This window comes from Caballeronia choica (assembly GCF_001544535.1).
GTDB lineage: Bacteria > Pseudomonadota > Gammaproteobacteria > Burkholderiales > Burkholderiaceae > Caballeronia > Caballeronia choica.
On record NZ_FCON02000166.1, the window covers coordinates 1 to 16097 of the forward strand.

The 16097-nt window shown below is 59.8% G+C and carries 15 protein-coding genes and 1 pseudogene; 5 read left to right on the forward strand and 11 right to left on the reverse strand.

All coding sequences use genetic code 11. The annotated features are described in order from the left end of the window. Positions 1-513 precede the first annotated feature (513 nt). The 4 genes and pseudogenes from AWB68_RS37170 to AWB68_RS37185 all read left to right on the forward strand — a co-directional run bounded on the left by AWB68_RS37170 (position 514) and on the right by AWB68_RS37185 (position 2972). Positions 514-891, forward strand: coding sequence for a BON domain-containing protein (locus AWB68_RS37170; protein ID WP_087649215.1), 378 nt, complete (start codon positions 514-516; stop codon positions 889-891). A 60-nt stretch (positions 892-951) separates the two neighbouring features. Further along, positions 952-1182, forward strand: a pseudogene (locus AWB68_RS50060) (4Fe-4S dicluster domain-containing protein); the annotation flags it as partial. 93 nt (positions 1183-1275) lie between these two features. Beyond that, positions 1276-2025: an electron transfer flavoprotein subunit beta/FixA family protein gene (locus AWB68_RS37180; protein WP_087649229.1), complete on the forward strand. Its 750-nt coding sequence runs from the start codon at positions 1276-1278 to the stop codon at positions 2023-2025. A 14-nt stretch (positions 2026-2039) separates the two neighbouring features. Further along, complete coding sequence (locus AWB68_RS37185; protein ID WP_087649216.1) at positions 2040-2972, forward strand: electron transfer flavoprotein subunit alpha/FixB family protein; 933 nt, start codon at positions 2040-2042, stop codon at positions 2970-2972. A gap of 395 nt (positions 2973-3367) precedes the next feature. Here AWB68_RS37185 and AWB68_RS37195 read toward each other — a convergent pair whose 3' ends face one another. The 6 genes from AWB68_RS37195 to AWB68_RS37220 form a co-directional block, all read right to left on the reverse strand. Beyond that, complete coding sequence (locus AWB68_RS37195) at positions 3368-3742, reverse strand: BON domain-containing protein (RefSeq protein WP_087649218.1); 375 nt, start codon at positions 3740-3742, stop codon at positions 3368-3370. A 28-nt stretch (positions 3743-3770) separates the two neighbouring features. Further along, positions 3771-4892, reverse strand: coding sequence for a porin (locus AWB68_RS37200; protein ID WP_087649219.1), 1122 nt, complete (start codon positions 4890-4892; stop codon positions 3771-3773). A gap of 274 nt (positions 4893-5166) precedes the next feature. Continuing rightward, complete coding sequence (locus AWB68_RS37205; protein WP_087649220.1) at positions 5167-6219, reverse strand: beta-keto acid cleavage family enzyme; 1053 nt, start codon at positions 6217-6219, stop codon at positions 5167-5169. Between the two features lie 328 nt (positions 6220-6547). Continuing rightward, a complete protein-coding gene (locus AWB68_RS37210) occupies positions 6548-7096 on the reverse strand; it encodes an RBBP9/YdeN family alpha/beta hydrolase (protein WP_087649221.1) in 549 nt (182 codons plus the stop codon). 111 nt (positions 7097-7207) lie between these two features. Further along, positions 7208-8056: a TauD/TfdA dioxygenase family protein gene (locus AWB68_RS37215; protein WP_087649222.1), complete on the reverse strand. Its 849-nt coding sequence runs from the start codon at positions 8054-8056 to the stop codon at positions 7208-7210. 164 nt (positions 8057-8220) lie between these two features. Then, on the reverse strand, positions 8221-9192 hold the full coding sequence (locus AWB68_RS37220) for a quinone oxidoreductase family protein (RefSeq protein ID WP_087649223.1): 972 nt from the start codon (positions 9190-9192) through the stop codon (positions 8221-8223). A 211-nt stretch (positions 9193-9403) separates the two neighbouring features. Here AWB68_RS37220 and AWB68_RS37225 point away from each other — a divergent pair, with 211 nt between their 5' ends. After that, complete coding sequence (locus AWB68_RS37225) at positions 9404-10438, forward strand: AraC family transcriptional regulator (protein ID WP_087649224.1); 1035 nt, start codon at positions 9404-9406, stop codon at positions 10436-10438. Between the two features lie 126 nt (positions 10439-10564). Here AWB68_RS37225 and AWB68_RS37230 read toward each other — a convergent pair whose 3' ends face one another. The 5 genes from AWB68_RS37230 to AWB68_RS37245 all read right to left on the reverse strand — a co-directional run bounded on the left by AWB68_RS37230 (position 10565) and on the right by AWB68_RS37245 (position 15573). After that, the gene (locus tag AWB68_RS37230) at positions 10565-12232 is read right to left on the reverse strand and encodes a fatty acid--CoA ligase (protein ID WP_087649225.1); all 1668 of its coding nucleotides are present in this window, start codon (positions 12230-12232) and stop codon (positions 10565-10567) included. Positions 12233-12294: 62 nt separating this feature from the next. Next, positions 12295-12621 carry a Rieske (2Fe-2S) protein gene (locus AWB68_RS37235; RefSeq protein WP_087649226.1) on the reverse strand — a complete coding sequence of 109 codons (327 nt, stop codon included), beginning with the start codon at positions 12619-12621 and terminating at the stop codon, positions 12295-12297. Between the two features lie 25 nt (positions 12622-12646). After that, positions 12647-12916, reverse strand: a complete 270-nt coding sequence (locus tag AWB68_RS47335) for a hypothetical protein (protein WP_125483167.1) — start codon at positions 12914-12916, stop codon at positions 12647-12649. Positions 12917-12971: 55 nt separating this feature from the next. Further along, entirely contained in the window at positions 12972-14312 is a 1341-nt protein-coding gene (locus AWB68_RS37240; RefSeq protein ID WP_087649227.1) for an MFS transporter, read from the reverse strand. 208 nt (positions 14313-14520) lie between these two features. After that, positions 14521-15573 (reverse strand): beta-keto acid cleavage family enzyme, encoded by a 1053-nt coding sequence (locus AWB68_RS37245; RefSeq protein ID WP_087649228.1) that lies wholly within the window; start codon positions 15571-15573, stop codon positions 14521-14523. Positions 15574-16097 lie beyond the last annotated feature (524 nt).

Consider the following 16097-nt stretch of genomic DNA (forward strand, 5'->3'; position numbering starts at 1 on the left):
AACCAGACGATCATCTATGGCACCCCCGTCGCACCGGGCAAGAACACCACGGCTGCGATGGTCGGCATCCGCCATACCTTCTGATTCGGCAACCGTCAACCCACAGCGTCCCGAATTAAAAGTTCGCAGTTGAACATTTCGATTCACGAAGGGTATTCGGCCAGCGCGAGACAAGCTGTATCACGTGCGTAGGCAGGGCCGTGGCATCCAGATAAACGGAAGGATAGTCATGAATAGAGCGAAAAACTCGTTGCGCGAGATTGTCGAGCACTGGCTGGCCCCAGATCCGGCGAACGGGCTTCGGGTGACTGAGTTCAGAAACAGACGATCCAGACAGGAATGCCACGTGTGCGTCGAGACATTAACGGCGGCAGGTCCGGTTGCGCTGTTCTTTTTTCGTCACCAAGACGGCGCGTGGCGCATATTCCCACCGAGTCGGGAACGGCCGGCAATGCGTGCCGCCTAAAATTCAACGAACTTTTAACTCAACACATTAGCGTCGGGGAGTATTCAATGAAGAGCATCAAGACATTCAGGCTGGCAGTCGGAGCGGTAATCGTTGCAACATCCATGACCGCATGGTCCCAAACCAGCGACACGGCCAGTGCGCCGGGTGCATCCGCAACGGCGGCGTCGGGTTCAGCGGCACCGGTCACGGGAAGAAAGGCGAATCGTGCGCTGCGCCGGCAGGTCTATAACGCCATCGTGAAGCACAAGGAGATCAGCGCCGGCAATATCAGCGTCGTCGCAAAGGACGGCGCGGTGACGCTCAATGGCACGGTCACGGACGCTTCCCAAGTGGGCACGGTCGCGGAAATCGCGAAGGGCGTTCCCGGAGTGACTTCGGTCACCAACAAGCTGACCGTGCAAAAGCCATTTGGCGGCATGTAAGCTGGCTTAGTCGGCACGGCAACGCGGCGGGCCGACGAATGAGTCGGTCCCGCCGATCTCAACCTGCCGTGGACGCAGCACCATCGGCATTCGGCATTCGGATCAGGGGATGCTCAACCCCGCTTCGCATTCCAAGCCGATCACGTATCCAAAGCCGGATGGCAAGCTGAGCTTCGACCGGCTCTCGTCGGTGTTCATCACGAACCGGATTACGAGGAGAACCAGTCGGCGCACTTGACGCTGAAAGACCCGTCGGTGCCGGTCAACGTGAACTGGCAGACCTGTGCGGGTACTTGCTGCCGTTGTCGTGCGTCCGACGTTAAGATCGGCACTAGCTTGGGTTGTCCTCTGGGACGCTGGGTTTGCAAATTAAATGGAGGAGCAGTGAAGATTCTGGTGGCTGTGAAGAGAGTGGTCGACTACAACGTGAAAGTTCGAGTCAAATCGGATGGCACGGGTGTCGACATCGCGAACGTGAAGATGTCGATGAATCCGTTCGACGAAATCGCGGTTGAAGAAGCAGTGCGTCTGCGTGAGGCAGGCGTGGCGACCGAAGTGATCGCTGTGTCGGCAGGGGTGACGCAGTCGCAGGAGACGCTGCGTACGGCGCTGGCGATCGGCGCGGACCGCGCGATCCTGATCGAGTCGAACGAGGACCTGCAGCCGCTGGGGGTCGCCAAGCTGCTGAAGGCGCTGGTCGACAAGGAACAGCCTGGGCTGGTCATTCTGGGCAAGCAGGCGATCGACGACGATTCGAACCAGACCGGCCAGATGCTCGCTGCGCTGGCTAACCTGCCGCAAGCAACGTTCGCGTCGAAGGTTGTCGTGGCAGACGGCCTGGCTACGGTTTCGCGCGAAGTCGACGGCGGTGCTGAAACGCTGTCGCTGACGTTGCCGGTTGTGATCACGACCGACCTGCGTCTGAACGAGCCGCGTTACGTGACGCTGCCGAACATCATGAAGGCGAAGAAGAAGCCGCTGGAAACGATCAAGCCGGAAGATCTCGGCGTTGACGTTACGCCGCGCCTGAAGACGCTGAAAGTCGCCGAGCCGCCGAAGCGCTCCGCGGGTGTGAAGGTGCCGGATGTGAAGACGCTGGTCGAGAAGCTGAAGACCGAAGCCAAGGTGCTGTAAGGGAGACGGACGAAATGACGAATCTGGTAATTGCAGAACACGATAACGCGTCGATCAAGGCCGCGACGCTGAATACGATTGCAGCCGCGCAGAAGATTGGTGGCAATATTCACGTGCTGGTGGCGGGTCACAACGCGCAAGCCGCCGCCGATGCGGCAGCGAAGATTGCAGGTGTTTCGAAGGTGCTGCTGGCTGACGCGCCGCAGCTCGAAGCAGGCCTGGCAGAAAACGTCGAAGCGACGTTGATGAACATTGCGAAAGACTATTCGCACATCCTCACGCCGGCGACTGCCTACGGTAAAAACATTACGCCGCGTATCGCGGCAAAGCTCGACGTCGCGCAGATCAGCGACATCACGGTGGTGGTCAATGCCGACACGTTCGAGCGTCCGATTTACGCGGGCAACGCCATCGCGACGGTGCAATCGGCTGATCCGATCAAGGTCATTACGGTCCGTACGACCGGTTTCGCTGCAGTGGCAGCCGAAGGCGGCAGCGCATCGGTCGAGAAGATCGAGCCGGCAGCAGACGCATGCCTCTCGCAGTTCGTGAGCCGAGAAGTGACGAAGCTGGACCGTCCGGAACTGACGTCGGCGAAGATCATCGTCTCGGGCGGCCGCGGGCTGGCCAATGGCGAGAACTACACGAAGGTGCTGGAGCCGCTGGCCGACAAGCTGAACGCAGCGCTGGGCGCCTCGCGCGCAGCCGTCGATGCGGGCTTCGTGCCGAACGACTATCAGGTCGGGCAGACCGGCAAGATCGTCGCGCCGCAACTGTACGTGGCAGTCGGCATCTCGGGTGCGATCCAGCATCTGGCCGGGATGAAGGACTCGAAGGTCATCGTCGCGATCAACAAGGACCCCGAAGCTCCGATTTTCAGCGTCGCCGATTACGGCCTCGAAGCCGACCTCTTCGGCGCAATCCCCGAGTTGACAGCAGCCGTTTAATTCGAGGTCCGCTACTGAAAGCAATATCTGGTCGGATTTCCCGCGCAAACGCAGATGAAACGCGAAGTGGCGGTGGTAAGCGGCGTACTGACTGCGATCGGCAAGTTTGGCGGCAGTCTGAAAGACGTCGCCGTGACGGCGCCGTGCACCTCATATGCGATATTTTTTTGCCTCCAGCCGTCGACGGCGCCGAATTCGGGCATGTCGTCGGCGGCGTCATTCAGTCAGTGCCCAAGGAGATTTATCCGGCACGCGCATGGGCGACCGGAGCCTCGTCGACATGATGCGGGGCTCGATGCCGCGTAGCAACGTCGGCGTGACCGCGCATCGCAGGCACGCGTGGTAAGACTCCATCGACCGCCCATTTTGAACTCGTTAGTAGTCTAAAGTCGTCGCTACTGACCCAGCGGCCGCTGCAACGTGAGCTTGTTGGTCACCGACGTCACGCCCACGACGCCCTTCGCGACCTCGGCGACAGTGTCGATCTGCGACGCGTCCGGGACCGTGCCGTTGATCGTGACCGCGCCACCTTTCGCGGTGATGCTGATGTTGCCGGCGTCGATCTCCTTGTGCTTCGCGAGCGAAGCATACACCTTGTGCCGTAGCGCTCGATCCGCCTGCCGTGCGCCTTTGGCCGTCATACCGCCGGACGCTGAGACCGCCGCACCGGCCGACGCCCCCGCCGATGCCCCGTCCTGCGGCCACGCGCTGAGCGACGCCGCCGCGATCGCGACGCCGAGTGCCGCCTTGAGTCCATTCATCGTTTTCATGGTTGTTCTCCGTTTCGACTTCAAATCATCAAAAGCTGTGACGCAGGCCGATCATCGCGGCCGTGGTCGATACGCCCGGCGCGACAGGCTGGCCGTACGTGATCGTCTGATTCATCGTTCCGCGATTCGCGACGTACCCGACCTGCGCATATCCCGTCGTGCGTTTCGACAGGCTGTATTCCGCACCCATCGCGTATTCACTCGAATGGTTCGCCGAGTTGTTGCGGTCCTTCAGGTAGTAGAAGCCGGACGTGACTCGAAAGCCCGGGGTGAACTGATAGCCGAGACCGCCCGAAATCATTTCGTAGTCTGTGTGGCTCGTGTTCGACGGATTCTTGCCGATCCCGTACGACGCCGACACCGACACGCCACGGAACGTGTATTTCGCGCCGAGATAGTAGAGGCGATTGTTGTCGAGGCCGGTCGGCGTGGCCGCAGCGAGGTTCGTGTCGTGGGCGTTGTAGTAAACGGCGGACAGATTGAGGCCATAGTTCGAATACCTGAGGACCGCCGATTCGCGCGTGCCGCCCTGAATCTGGCCCGGCACGCCGCCCGGCGCGTACTCGAGCGCGACCGACGCGCCGTAGAACTTCGGCGACTGGTAGACGAGCGCGTTGCTGTCGTATAGCGCGCCGATCGGCACGTTCGAGTTCGTTCCAGGCCAGCCTGCGACCTGGTTCAGCCCGAGCCATGCTGTCAGGACGCTGCCGAAATACTGCGCCGCGCGCACGTCGGTATCGGCCATCGCGTAGATCATCGGCGTGAACTGCCGGCCCGCGTCGAACGTGCCGAACGGTCCAGAGACGCCTACCGTCGTCTGCTGGTTGAACATCGCGGTGCCGCCCGTGGTGTCGGCCAGCCCGAGCTTACCGTTGCCGCTATTGAACACGCCTTGCAATCTGAAGTTGACCTTGTAGCCGCCGCCGATGTCCTCGGCACCTTTCAGACCCCAGAAGCTCGAATAGATGCCGGCGTCCTTGAATGCGAATACGTGCCCGTTGTTACGGGCGGTCGGCGCGAACGATGCCGCTGATGTGCTTTGATACATCAAGCCAGAATCGATCGCACCGTACAACGTTACCGACGACTGCGCATGCGCTACGCACGCGAATACCGCAAGCACTGCTCCACCGCTCCACTTCAGTTTCATTGACGTCTCCTCCGCTTTTTATGATTACCGGGCACCCCGGCCTGATGTCGACCAACTTTCGAACAAAACGGGATCACCGACCCCGAATGGCATATTCACCGCTCGTACATTCGCTTAGGATGCCGAAATACATCAACCGGATCCCGGTCTTAGATGCAGCCAAAACCATTGCTAGTCCGCCTCTGCCGCTTGAAGATAAAGGGCGGAATCTCGGCGCCTCGCCGGGAGCGATGGGTGCATCGGAGCACCCACGTCCCCCTGATGATTCAGCTTTCTAGGCAACCCACGAGGGCTGCCCGAGCACTCCGCTTTTCCGGTTCGGGAGATAGCCCACCTTCATGAGCGTTTCGTCGGTGGAGTCGTACCACTCCCCGATCCGGTAGATGCGACGAGCTTCATCACCGGTCGCCACCTCACGATACAAACTGCGCGACATATTCACCAGACGCTCGACCTGCTGCACCGACGTCATCCTCTCGCCCTTGCGGCCCCATAGCGTGTCCTCGATGCCGCAACGCACATGGCATCCCATCGCGATGGCCATCGTCGTCAGCGGATGCACGTAGCGCATGAAAGATTCGACGGTAAAGACCGCGTTATCCGGCAAGCGATTGATCATCTCCAGCATGTTGCGAGGATTCGGTCCCTCAGACCCGCCGCCGAGTTGAACCCAGTTCACCATTAGCGGCCCCTTGTAGATGCCGCGACGGATCAGACGCTCAATCGATTCCAGTTTGCCGATCTGCCCCACCATGAAGTGCGGCTGGATGCGGGCGGCCTGAAGTCGCTTCAGGTGCTCCTCCACGAACAGCGGACCGGCCTCGTACGACATGTTGCGATAGGCCTCAAAGAGAGCCGGCTCGGCGATGGAAGTGCCCTCGAATTCTTCCTTGGGATGAAGCTCGGTGATGTTCATCGTGGCGCTGTTGACAACGATCGTCACCTGGTCTGGCTTGGGATCGAGCGTCGCCAACATGTGCCGCGTGTCGTCCGACAGCCATTTGGCGGCCTGCCCCGAGTCTTCCGGTGCGAACGAAATGGAACCGCCGACCTGCAGGATCATCTTGGGCACGGCATCACGCAGCCGGGCCAGCAACTCATTGAACATCGAGAGCCGTTTGCTGCCCTTGCCATCGGCCTCTCGCGCGTGCACGTGCAGCAAGGTGGCGCCGGCGTTGTAGCAATCCACTGCCTTCTGGACCTGCTCTTCCATGGTGACAGGGATGTCGTCCGAATCACCGGGCAGGAACTGCGGGCCGTACGGAGCGACCTGAATGACCAACGGTTCCTGATTTTCGGGCAGCAGCGAATCATCGAGAAATTGCACGATTGTCTCCTTGGTTAAAATGGAAACGGATGAATTGGCAACGTTGCCGCGAACGCCGCAGCGATGCCGTCATTCGTCGAGAAAGCGTCGAAAATGACACCTCCTGTATGCGCAAACTAGTCGCATGGGCGGGACTCGATGGCTCGCGAACTTTTCCGGCACCAAACACTGCGTTTCGAATCACCGATCAATCGAAGGATCGATGAAACGTCATGGGTGCGAGCCACGCGCCTCGACCATGGGCTTGTGCCGGCCGGACCGACCGGAAGTTGCGAGTGCCGCCAGCTTCTCGCGACGTCCGTCGTGATCGGCGCGAACGAGAGTCGAGTCAGCGCAGCGATCGGATCAATTCTTTCGCCATTGGCCACTCGCCAAACCCCGCGGCCGGATTCAAATGGCCGACGTCGCCGAGATCGATCAGGCGGCTTCCCCAATTCGCGGCCATCTCGGAGACACGATCGAAACTCGCCAACGGGTCGTTGCGGCTCGCAGCGACGATGCTCGGGAACGGCAGCGCATTACGCGGGATCGGCAGCCAACCGTTCTGCGCCAGAACATCGATCGGGGTATGCCCGTGCGGCAGCGGCGTCTCGAGGTCCGGAGGCGTGGCAAGCAACGCGCCGTGGATTTCGCGTCGATGCTTTTGCGCCCAATGTACGGCAATCATTACGCCGGCACTGTGCGCTATCAGAATGACAGGGCCGTCGACGCGAGCCAATGTTGCGTCGAGCGCAGCGACGCGAGCGGCGCAGCTCAGCTTGTCCTGCTCGAGCGGCTCGACCGAGATAGCGTTGCTGAGCGTTGCTTCCAGCAGCGTTTGCCAATGTTCGGCCACGTGGTCACGCAGCCCGGGTACGATGACGATTGTCGGTTCCATCTAGCAGGTTCTCAGTGTTCTCGCCGATCGGCACAAAATTGGTTCGAAGCGGGTAGTCGCGCAACGCGTGAGGTTGATAGCCGCGAAGTGCCCACATGACCCTCCGAGAAATCAGTACGGCCTGGTGCCAGTGATTCCGGCACGATCCATCTTTCGAAAACACGGCGGATAATCCATCACCGCGTAGTGCTGCGTGGCGCTGTTATCCCAGATCGCGACACTGTTGGGCTTCCAGCGCCAACGCACCTGATATTCCGGGATGTACGCCTGACTGACCAGATAGCGCAGCAAGTCCCCGCCACCCGGGTTTGCGTCCTGCCCATAGCGGACATGTTCCGCGGTGTGGAAATTGGTGAAGTGCGTGGTAAAGACATTCACGTACAACACCTTCTCGCCGGTTTCCGGATGCGTTCGCACGACCGGATGTTCTGCGTCCGGGTATTGCGCCTTGAGCGCCAAGCGCTTTTCCATCGGCATCGACGCACCGAAGGTGGCTTCGATACTGTGGCGGGCCCGTAAATTGGCAATCTTTTCCTTGATATGGTCGGGCAGGTTCTCATAAGCCAGTACCATGTTTGCCCACATCGTATCTCCGCCAATCGGAGGACATTCAAGACACCGCAGCACTGCACCGAACGGCGGTGCGTCCCGCCAGGTGGCATCCGAGTGCCAGGCATTCTCATAGCGGTCCGGGCGCTGATCCGGTGTCTTGTAAATACGGACCAGACCCGGATGCTCAGGATCGCTGCCCGCAACCGGATGATCCTCGAGTTCACCGAATCGCCGAGCAAACGCCACGTGCACCGCAGGACTGAAATCCTGATCCCTCAGAAACAGAACGCGATATTTGAGCAATGCCGCGCGGATCTCGGTGAACAGTCCCTCATCGTCGACAGCATCCGCCAGCTTCACGCCCGTCAGTTCGGCGCCCAGCGCGTAGGTCAGTTGTTCGATATGCATCACGCAATGTCTCCCATCATTTACTTTTTGTGCACGGCGCTGATTGTTTCGTCATGCCGTGAAACTACAATTCAGCGTCATCTTCCTGCGCGACAACGCGGAAAACGGACGGCGCTTCAATGTCTCACGCGTGCCGCCGGCTCGACTCCCTCAACATTGCAACCTCAAGGAACCAGCACTGTCGCTCCGGTTGTTTTCCGCGACTCCAGCATGCGATGCGCTTCGGCGGCGTCTGCCAGCGCGAAGGTCTGTTTGGGCTCGCTCGAGATTTTCCCGGCGAGCACCAGATCGAACAGTTCCTTGGCCATGGAGAGCATGTGCGAGCGAGGCTTCACGTAATGCACCATCGCCGGCCGCGTGAACCAAATCGACCCCTTCAGGGCAAACGTCAGCGCATCGATGTGGACCGGGCCGGAACTCGTACCATTGCTGACGAGAGTGCCACGCACTTGCAGGCTGTCCAGCGAGGCCTGCAGGGTGTCCTTGCCAACTGAATCAAAGACGACCGGTACACCCTGTCCGTCAGTCAGTTCGCGCACGCGCTCGGCAATGTTCTCGCGAGAGGTAACGATCGTATGCGTGCAGCCGTTAGCTTTTGCGATTTCCGCCTTTTCGTCACTGCTTACGGTGCCGATCATCGTTACCCCAAGCGCACGCGCCCACTGGCAAGCGATCAGGCCTACGCCGCCGGCAGCGGCGTGGTACAGAATCGTCTCGTCACCCTTCAACGGATAAACCTGACGGAAAAGATATTGAGCCGTCATGCCCTTCATGATGAGAGTCGACGCCGTGCGATCGGAGATTCCGTCAGGCAGCGGGATCAGCACCTCGGCGGGCATCACGCGCACATCGGAGTAGGCACCCTGCGGCCCCATCAGATAACCGACGCGGTCTCCGACCCTGATGTCGGTCACACCCGACCCGACCGCCTCGACGACACCAACGGCGTCCGAACCCAGGCCGCCTGGCAGTTGCATCGGGTAATAGCCGGCGCGGTGGTAGATATCGATGAAGTTGACTGCGATATAGCTATGTCGGACTCGGGCCTGTCCCGGCCCCGGCTCGCCGACCACTACGTCTTCGAGCTTGAGTACTTCCGGACCGCCGATTTCGTAAAGACGAATTGCGTGTGGCATGTGAACCTCTCCATGAATGTCATCTGCTGTCGGTACAGGGCATCGTATTTCGTGACCGCGCTAACACCCTTATCGAGGTCATCCAAGATGCGAGTTAGCGCGATGAGTTGTTGTTGGCTACTATATTGGCAACCCGAAAATTAAATTTTAGTTTTCATGCCGTTTTCTTCATTTTTCGCGCCAGCTCGTATAAACCCCGAGGCCTCTTCTCATGGCGACTTTGCAGCGCAATCCAGCGACAGGAAATGAACCAAAGGCCCGGGCGGCCGCGCTGACGCACTACATCCAGGTAGCGCTTCGACACGGACTGCCCGCGCACGACCTGATGCGACAGTTCGGGCTTGATCCGGCCATGCTGGTGAACCGGGAGCAGCGCATCTCGTTCACGGCGGTTTGCCGTTTACTCGAGGCATCTGCATCCGAATCCGGCTGTCTGTCCTTTGGTATTCAGATGGCCCGGGCGCGAACGGCCTTCGACTTCGGGGTCATCGGCCTCCTGCTGGCACACAAGCGCACGCTTCGAGAAGTGCTTCTCGCGATGCTGAAATACCGTCACCTGTTGAACGATGCACTCGGGCTCTACGTCGAAACCACCGGATCGAAGGTCGTGATCGGCGAACAGATTCCGCACGACACCGGCGAATGGCCCCGACAAACGGTGGAACTTGCGATTGCCGTGCTGATGCGTACTTGCGTGGCGATACTCGGCCCAAACTGGAGGCCGATCAGTGTCCATTTCACGCATTCTGCACCACCGGATCTTCGAGATCACCGGAGCTACTTCGAATGCCCTGTGAAATTCGCAAGCGACTTCAACGGGCTGATTTGCCTCGACAGCGACTTGGACCTGCCCAATCCGTTGGCAGATCCGGAACTGGTGCGATATGCGGAAGGACTGGCAAAATCAGTCGGCTTGGAAGGTTCGCCGACCATCGACGCAGAGGTTCGCAACGCGATTTACTTGCTGCTGCCCGTCGCGCAGGCGGATATCGAACACGTCGCAAATCAATTGCACACGAGCGTCCGCTCGCTCCAACGCCATCTCGGCAATGCGGACACGACGTTCTCGAACCTGATTGAGGAAGTGCGCCACGACCTGGCGATTCGCTATATGAGCAAGGAGCGATATTCGATTGGGCGAGTTGCCGAGCTGCTCGGATACACGACTCACGCGTCCTTCACCCAATGGTTCACGCGGCGATTCGGTATGGCACCAAAATCATGGCGAAACGCCCACTGCAAATGAGATGGGACGACGCTCCGCGATTGTGCGATCCAAACCCCCTTGATCTTCAACGCTCGCGACACGTGCGTGTCCCAGATAGCTCCCGTCGCCTCCCCGTTTCAACGGCGGCACGGCGGTGGCATGCGGCTACGCTGCCATTTTGCGCAGCGGCTTCTTGTCGATCTTGCCGACACTCGTCTTCGGAATTTCCTCGACAAAGACAATGCGGCTTTCCTCGGGTACTGCGTAGCGACTGATGCGGTTTGTCTTCGCATGCATCATCAGATGCTCCCGGACGACGGAAGGCTGCAATCTCCCTCCGGCGCGCCCCACGACGAGCGCCATCGGGCGTTCGCCCCATTTGGCGTCCGGCACGCCGATCACCGCGCACTCGACAACGCCCGGCACCAGCGAGATCAAACGCTCCACTTCGATCGACGACACCCACTCGCCGCCCGTTTTGATCACGTCCTTGATCCGGTCCACGATCTGCACGAATCCGTCCGGATGCATCACTGCGATGTCTTGCGTGTGAAGATAGCCGCCCGCCCACAATTCCTCCGACGCTTGTGGCTCGTTGTTATAGCCGAGCGTCAGGAATGGCGCACGCAGAACGATTTCTCCCGGACTCTTGCCGTCGCGTGGTACGTCGTTCATGTTTTCGTCGACGACGCGAAAGTCGACCATCGGAACAGGGCGACCTGTGGAGCATCGCATCTGCACTTCCTTCTTATAATTTTCGGCAGTGTCGTTGCGGTTGTTCGATGCGAACCCTGGGGGCAACTGCGCAAGCGCGACGATCGGACCTGTTTCAGACATGCCGTAACCGGTAAACACATCGATGCCGCGCCCCAGCGCCGCATCACAAAGCGCAGGCGACAGCGCCGACCCGCCGATGATGAGTTTCCACCCCGAGAGCGCACTGTCTCCCTGTGGGGCGGCCTGCAGCAGCATCTGCAGGATCGTTGGCACACAGTGAGAAAACGTGACTTTCTCCGTCTCGCGCAACCGAAGCAGCACCTCCGGCTCATAGCGACCGGGCAGGACGGTTTTGAGTCCAAGCATGATGGCGATATACGGCATACCCCATGCGAGCACATGAAACATCGGCGTGATGGGCATGTAGACATCTTCACGATGCAACCTCTGGCCATCGCGAGGCGCACACAGACTCATCGCCGTCGCCATCGCATGCATGACAATGTTTCGGTGGCTATAGCTGACCCCTTTGGGATCGCCGGTCGTGCCCGTCGTATAAAAGACCGCGGCCTTCGTGTTCTCGTCGAAATCATCGAACGCGAACTCCGGCGACGCCTGCTCAAGCAATGCCTCATACTCGCCGGCAACCGGCAGGTCGGTCTTCGGCATGGGTTGACCGTCGGCCAGCACCACCACGCTGCGCACGAACCGCAGTTCATCCCGGATCTGCGTGAGGGTTTCAACGAAATCCGCGTGAACCAGGACGACTTCGGCTTCGGAGTCGTTCAGCGTGTAGAGAATTTGTTGCGGTGACAACCGGACGTTCACCGTGAACAGCGTTGCCCCCATCATCGGAATGGCGAAATAGCTCTCGAGATAGCGATGGCTATCCCAGTCCATGACCGCAACGGTCGAACCGTGCCGAACGTCGAGGGAGGTCAGTGCCGAGGCGAGCCGGCAAATACGACGATCGAATTCGCGGAAGCGGTAGCGCAATTCCCCTCGATAGGTGATTTCCTGGTCGCCATGGAGGCTTCGTGCGTTGAGCAGCAACTGCTTGATCAAAAGCGGATAGGCGTAAGCCGACGGCGTCGCGGCTACCAGATTCTCTTGCATATGTATCTCCATCCCGCGCGGGAGGTATTTTAGTCAGGGGTAACGGGTGACGCGAGCGTGCTTCAAGTCGTCGCGGACGGGGCGTCGACGCACATCACGAACTGCCCATCGTGCTCTTGAACGGGAAATTTCTTCGGACACAGGCCCGATACCTCCCGCTCGAGGCCATCCCGCAAATCGAAGCGCATCCCGTGCGCCGGACAGCGCAAGACGTGTCCTTCCAATTGACCGCTGGCCAGCGAAGCGCCGTTGTGCGGGCACGAGTTATCGACGGCGAAAGCCTTGCCGTCGATATTGAAGACGACGACGCTCCGTCCGTCGACAAAGACAAGCTTGCGCTGCCCCGGACTCAGTTCTCCAACGGGTGCGATTGGAATACGACGTGACATGGCTGACTTCCTTCATCAGAATTTTCTAACGCAACCACGATACTTCCGATGGCTCGGCGGAAATGATTTCCGCCCCATCCCATAGGGCCGACCAGAACGCGTCTATATGGTCGACCGACCAGCGCCACAATCCGTCATAGTCGCCAAACGACAATTTGCGCTGAGACGACAGCCATTGCATGAATTGCGTGACGCGAGCTGAAGCAACGGTATCGGCTGACGGCATCCAGACCGGCATGTCCTGCGCCGTCGATTGCGGTTCCGGTAACTGAAGAAGAGGACTGGAGTGGTTCATCGCGAGCCTAAAGAGAGAAGCTGAATTTCGACGACATGACGCATGGCCAGGATGTTCAAGCCGATACAGCAGTCGGCGGCACGTCGGATGCTGCCGCGTCCACATGAACCCCAAGGACTCGAGCCACGTCGGATTCATAGGTACGCTGAGCAAGCAGGAAACACATCGCCGCAACGATGCCGAACGCCGGCATGATCGCGAGCGCCGTTTGCAGGCCCCACATATCGGAAAACCACCCACCCAAAACCGGACCGACAGCGAGACCGAAGAGGTTCTGGAACAGCGACAGAATCGAAGCACCGGTCGCGCGGGCGCCAGGATGGACGACGTCGAAGATCACACCGGCAGACGGCGCCAGCGTGCAAGTCATCAGGAACCCGCCGAACGCGATCAGGAGGAATTGATGTGGCGACGAGGCAGCCACGGTGAAAGCCGTCAGGAAGACCACGAACGTCACCACCGCGAGCGACGCGACCATGACGAGCTTCCTGGTATGTCCGCGGGCTCCCAGCCGATCAGCCAGGTTTCCCCAGACGATCCCCCCAATCGCTCCACAGAGCACGACGAGTGCCGCTTCCCGTGCCGCACGATCCGGAGCAATCCCATGGAATCGCATGAAGTAGCTCGGCAGCCAGGACCAGATCGTCGATATCACGATCAGCTGAAATGCAGCACCCAGACACGTCCACCAGATCGTCGCCGAGCCGAGTATCGTTCCGACGACCTGACGGACAGTGGCCAACGGCGACGAGCGCGCCCGCTCCGAGCGAGGCGTCAGCGCAACGGTTTTGTAATCCGACACCAGCAGATACAACACGGCCAGCACGAGACCGGGCACCCCGACCACGCCGAACGCCGCACGCCACCCCCAGTACTTCGCGACTTCGGCCCCCACTAGCACCCCGAGTACCGATCCAAGCGACGCCGCCGCCAGCAAGCCACCCTGGAGTGTCGCGCGCAAGCGTCGAGGAAACAAAGTGGCGAGCAACGCTCCGCCCACTGACCCGTAGCCCGTTTCACCGACGCCGACCATCGCACGCGCTGCGAACATCGCTCCATAGCTGCTCGCGAACATGCACGAGATGGACGCCAGACTCCAGAGTGACGCCATGACGAAAATGCTTTTGACTCGACTGAACCGGTCGGCCAGGAGCGCCACCGGCAGGCCACCCAGCGCAACGACGATGGAAATGATCGACACGAGCGCACCGAGCTGCTTATCGGACAGACTCCAGGCGAGCTTCAGGTGCGGAAACAGTGAAACGATGACCTGGCGATCGATGTAATCGAACAGCATCAACGCAAACGTCATGGCGAACGCAAACCACGCCCGTGGACGACTGACGAGGTAGTCGTCGCGCTCACCGGCCTGATGTTCGGGGGAATACAAGTTCATTGATGTCTCCGGCATGAGGGCATTTGCGTAGGTCGCTGCCACTTTGATAGTTGCCAATATGTCGATGCAGTCGAGACGACTGCCGGGATCGCCCCATTTGGGCTCCCCCGCGTCTCCGTGTTTTTCGACTCCCGTCGGGGTCGATATGGGACTTCGCAAGTCAATCTGCCGCGAGCCCCTGACCGGGGCTCTGCCCCGGTCTCACCCTTTACGCCGCGCGCAACGGTACGCTTCTCACACCCGGCGCGCGATTCGGGGCCATCCCGAGCTTCCGCAAGGTCTCGTCGGTGCTATTCCAGAACGTGCCGGTTTGGTAGATGCGATGAGCATCTTCACCGGTGGCAATCTCGCGGTTCAGTTCACGAGCGATGCGGACCATCTTCTCGATCTGCTGGACCGACGTCGCGCGCTTGCCATCGGGTCCATTCAACGTGTCTTCGATACCGACACGCACATGCAACCCAAGAGTGATGGCCATCGTGGTCATCGGCACCACGTTGCGATTCAGCGACTCGAGCGTCAGCACCGCGCCGTCCGGCGTACGCCGCACGAACTCGAGCATATCGGCCGGATGCAGACCAGCCGCACCGCCTCCGATCGCCACATAGTTCAGAATCAGCGGCCCCTTGTAGACCCCCGAACGAATCATGCGCTCGACCGTTTCCAGGCTCGACATGGTACCCAGCATGAAATGCGGCTGAGTGCCGTTGGCGACCAGACGCCGGATGTGCTCCTCGTGCCACGACGGATTGGAGGGGACGACCATGTCGCGATACGCCGCTTGCATGACCGGATCGGCCATCGAGGTGCCGGCATAGTCTTCTTCTCGCATCAACTCCATCAGGTTCATCTGCGTGGTGTTGATTGCGACCGTCACCTGATCCGGCTTCGGATTCAGCTCGGAGAGCATGTGGCGCGTATCGTCGCTGAGCCACTTGGCCGCCTGTCCGTCGTCTTCCGGGGCGAACGAGATCGAGCCGCCGACCTGCAGCACCATTTTCGGCACGGCTTCGCGCAGACGCGCCAGCATCTCGTTAAACATCGACAGGCGCTTACTTCCCTTGCCATCGGCTTCTCGCACATGGACGTGCAGGACGGTGGCCCCGGCGTTATAGCAGTCCACCGCTTTCTGCACCTGCTCGTCCATCGTCAGCGGAATATCGTCCGAATCGCCGGGAACCCATTGCGGTCCATAAGGCGCCACCTGAATGACCAACTTTTCCTGATTTTCCGGCAGAAGGGAGTCATCTAGAAATTGCATGTCTGTTGCTCCTGTTGGATATCAAAGAGTTCACAAGTTGCCGAAATCGCTCATGCCTATTTGCCATCATTTGGCAAAGCCCATTACGAGCGCGTTCGCTATGTGATGTGCGATCCGCTTTTTGCTGGACTCTCAACATCAGCGGTCGCCTTGGCATCAACTATATGGCAGGGCGGAAAATTGACTTTAGTTTTAGTGCCATTTTCTTCACTTTCAGTGCCAACTCGTGTATACCCGATGCAGGCAGACATCGACGGATCGTGCGTGCATAGAGCAAGTCAAGCTCGTCCACGAATTAGCTGATTGGGCCGATTTAGCACAGGAGCGATTACCCGCCGTACAGTAGCTACGTGAGCAACGACAGGCCGCGACGGATCCCGCACCTCGGCATAGACGCGTTCTACGAGTCAGTCGAGTTGCTGCGCAATCCGGAACTGTGTGACATCGGCTGCGCTCGATCATCGTCGAACGCGAGCCGGTTTACCGCCAGCAGGAAACCGTCCACGGCTTCGCCAGCGGGATGT

Bases quoted from the DNA above. Each gene is read 5' to 3' on its own strand.
- AWB68_RS37170 (WP_087649215.1), top strand. From the start codon at position 514: ATGAAGAGCATCAAGACATTCAGGCTGGCAGTCGGAGCGGTAATCGTT.
- AWB68_RS37185 (WP_087649216.1), top strand. From the start codon at position 2,040: ATGACGAATCTGGTAATTGCAGAACACGATAACGCGTCGATCAAGGCC.
- AWB68_RS37195 (WP_087649218.1), bottom strand. From the start codon at position 3,742: ATGAAAACGATGAATGGACTCAAGGCGGCACTCGGCGTCGCGATCGCG.
- AWB68_RS37200 (WP_087649219.1), bottom strand. From the start codon at position 4,892: ATGAAACTGAAGTGGAGCGGTGGAGCAGTGCTTGCGGTATTCGCGTGC.
- AWB68_RS37210 (WP_087649221.1), bottom strand. From the start codon at position 7,096: ATGGAACCGACAATCGTCATCGTACCCGGGCTGCGTGACCACGTGGCC.
- AWB68_RS37215 (WP_087649222.1), bottom strand. From the start codon at position 8,056: ATGCATATCGAACAACTGACCTACGCGCTGGGCGCCGAACTGACGGGC.
- AWB68_RS37220 (WP_087649223.1), bottom strand. From the start codon at position 9,192: ATGCCACACGCAATTCGTCTTTACGAAATCGGCGGTCCGGAAGTACTC.
- AWB68_RS37225 (WP_087649224.1), top strand. From the start codon at position 9,404: ATGGCGACTTTGCAGCGCAATCCAGCGACAGGAAATGAACCAAAGGCC.
- AWB68_RS37230 (WP_087649225.1), bottom strand. From the start codon at position 12,232: ATGCAAGAGAATCTGGTAGCCGCGACGCCGTCGGCTTACGCCTATCCG.
- AWB68_RS37235 (WP_087649226.1), bottom strand. From the start codon at position 12,621: ATGTCACGTCGTATTCCAATCGCACCCGTTGGAGAACTGAGTCCGGGG.
- AWB68_RS47335 (WP_125483167.1), bottom strand. From the start codon at position 12,916: ATGAACCACTCCAGTCCTCTTCTTCAGTTACCGGAACCGCAATCGACG.
- AWB68_RS37240 (WP_087649227.1), bottom strand. From the start codon at position 14,312: ATGAACTTGTATTCCCCCGAACATCAGGCCGGTGAGCGCGACGACTAC.
- AWB68_RS37245 (WP_087649228.1), bottom strand. From the start codon at position 15,573: ATGCAATTTCTAGATGACTCCCTTCTGCCGGAAAATCAGGAAAAGTTG.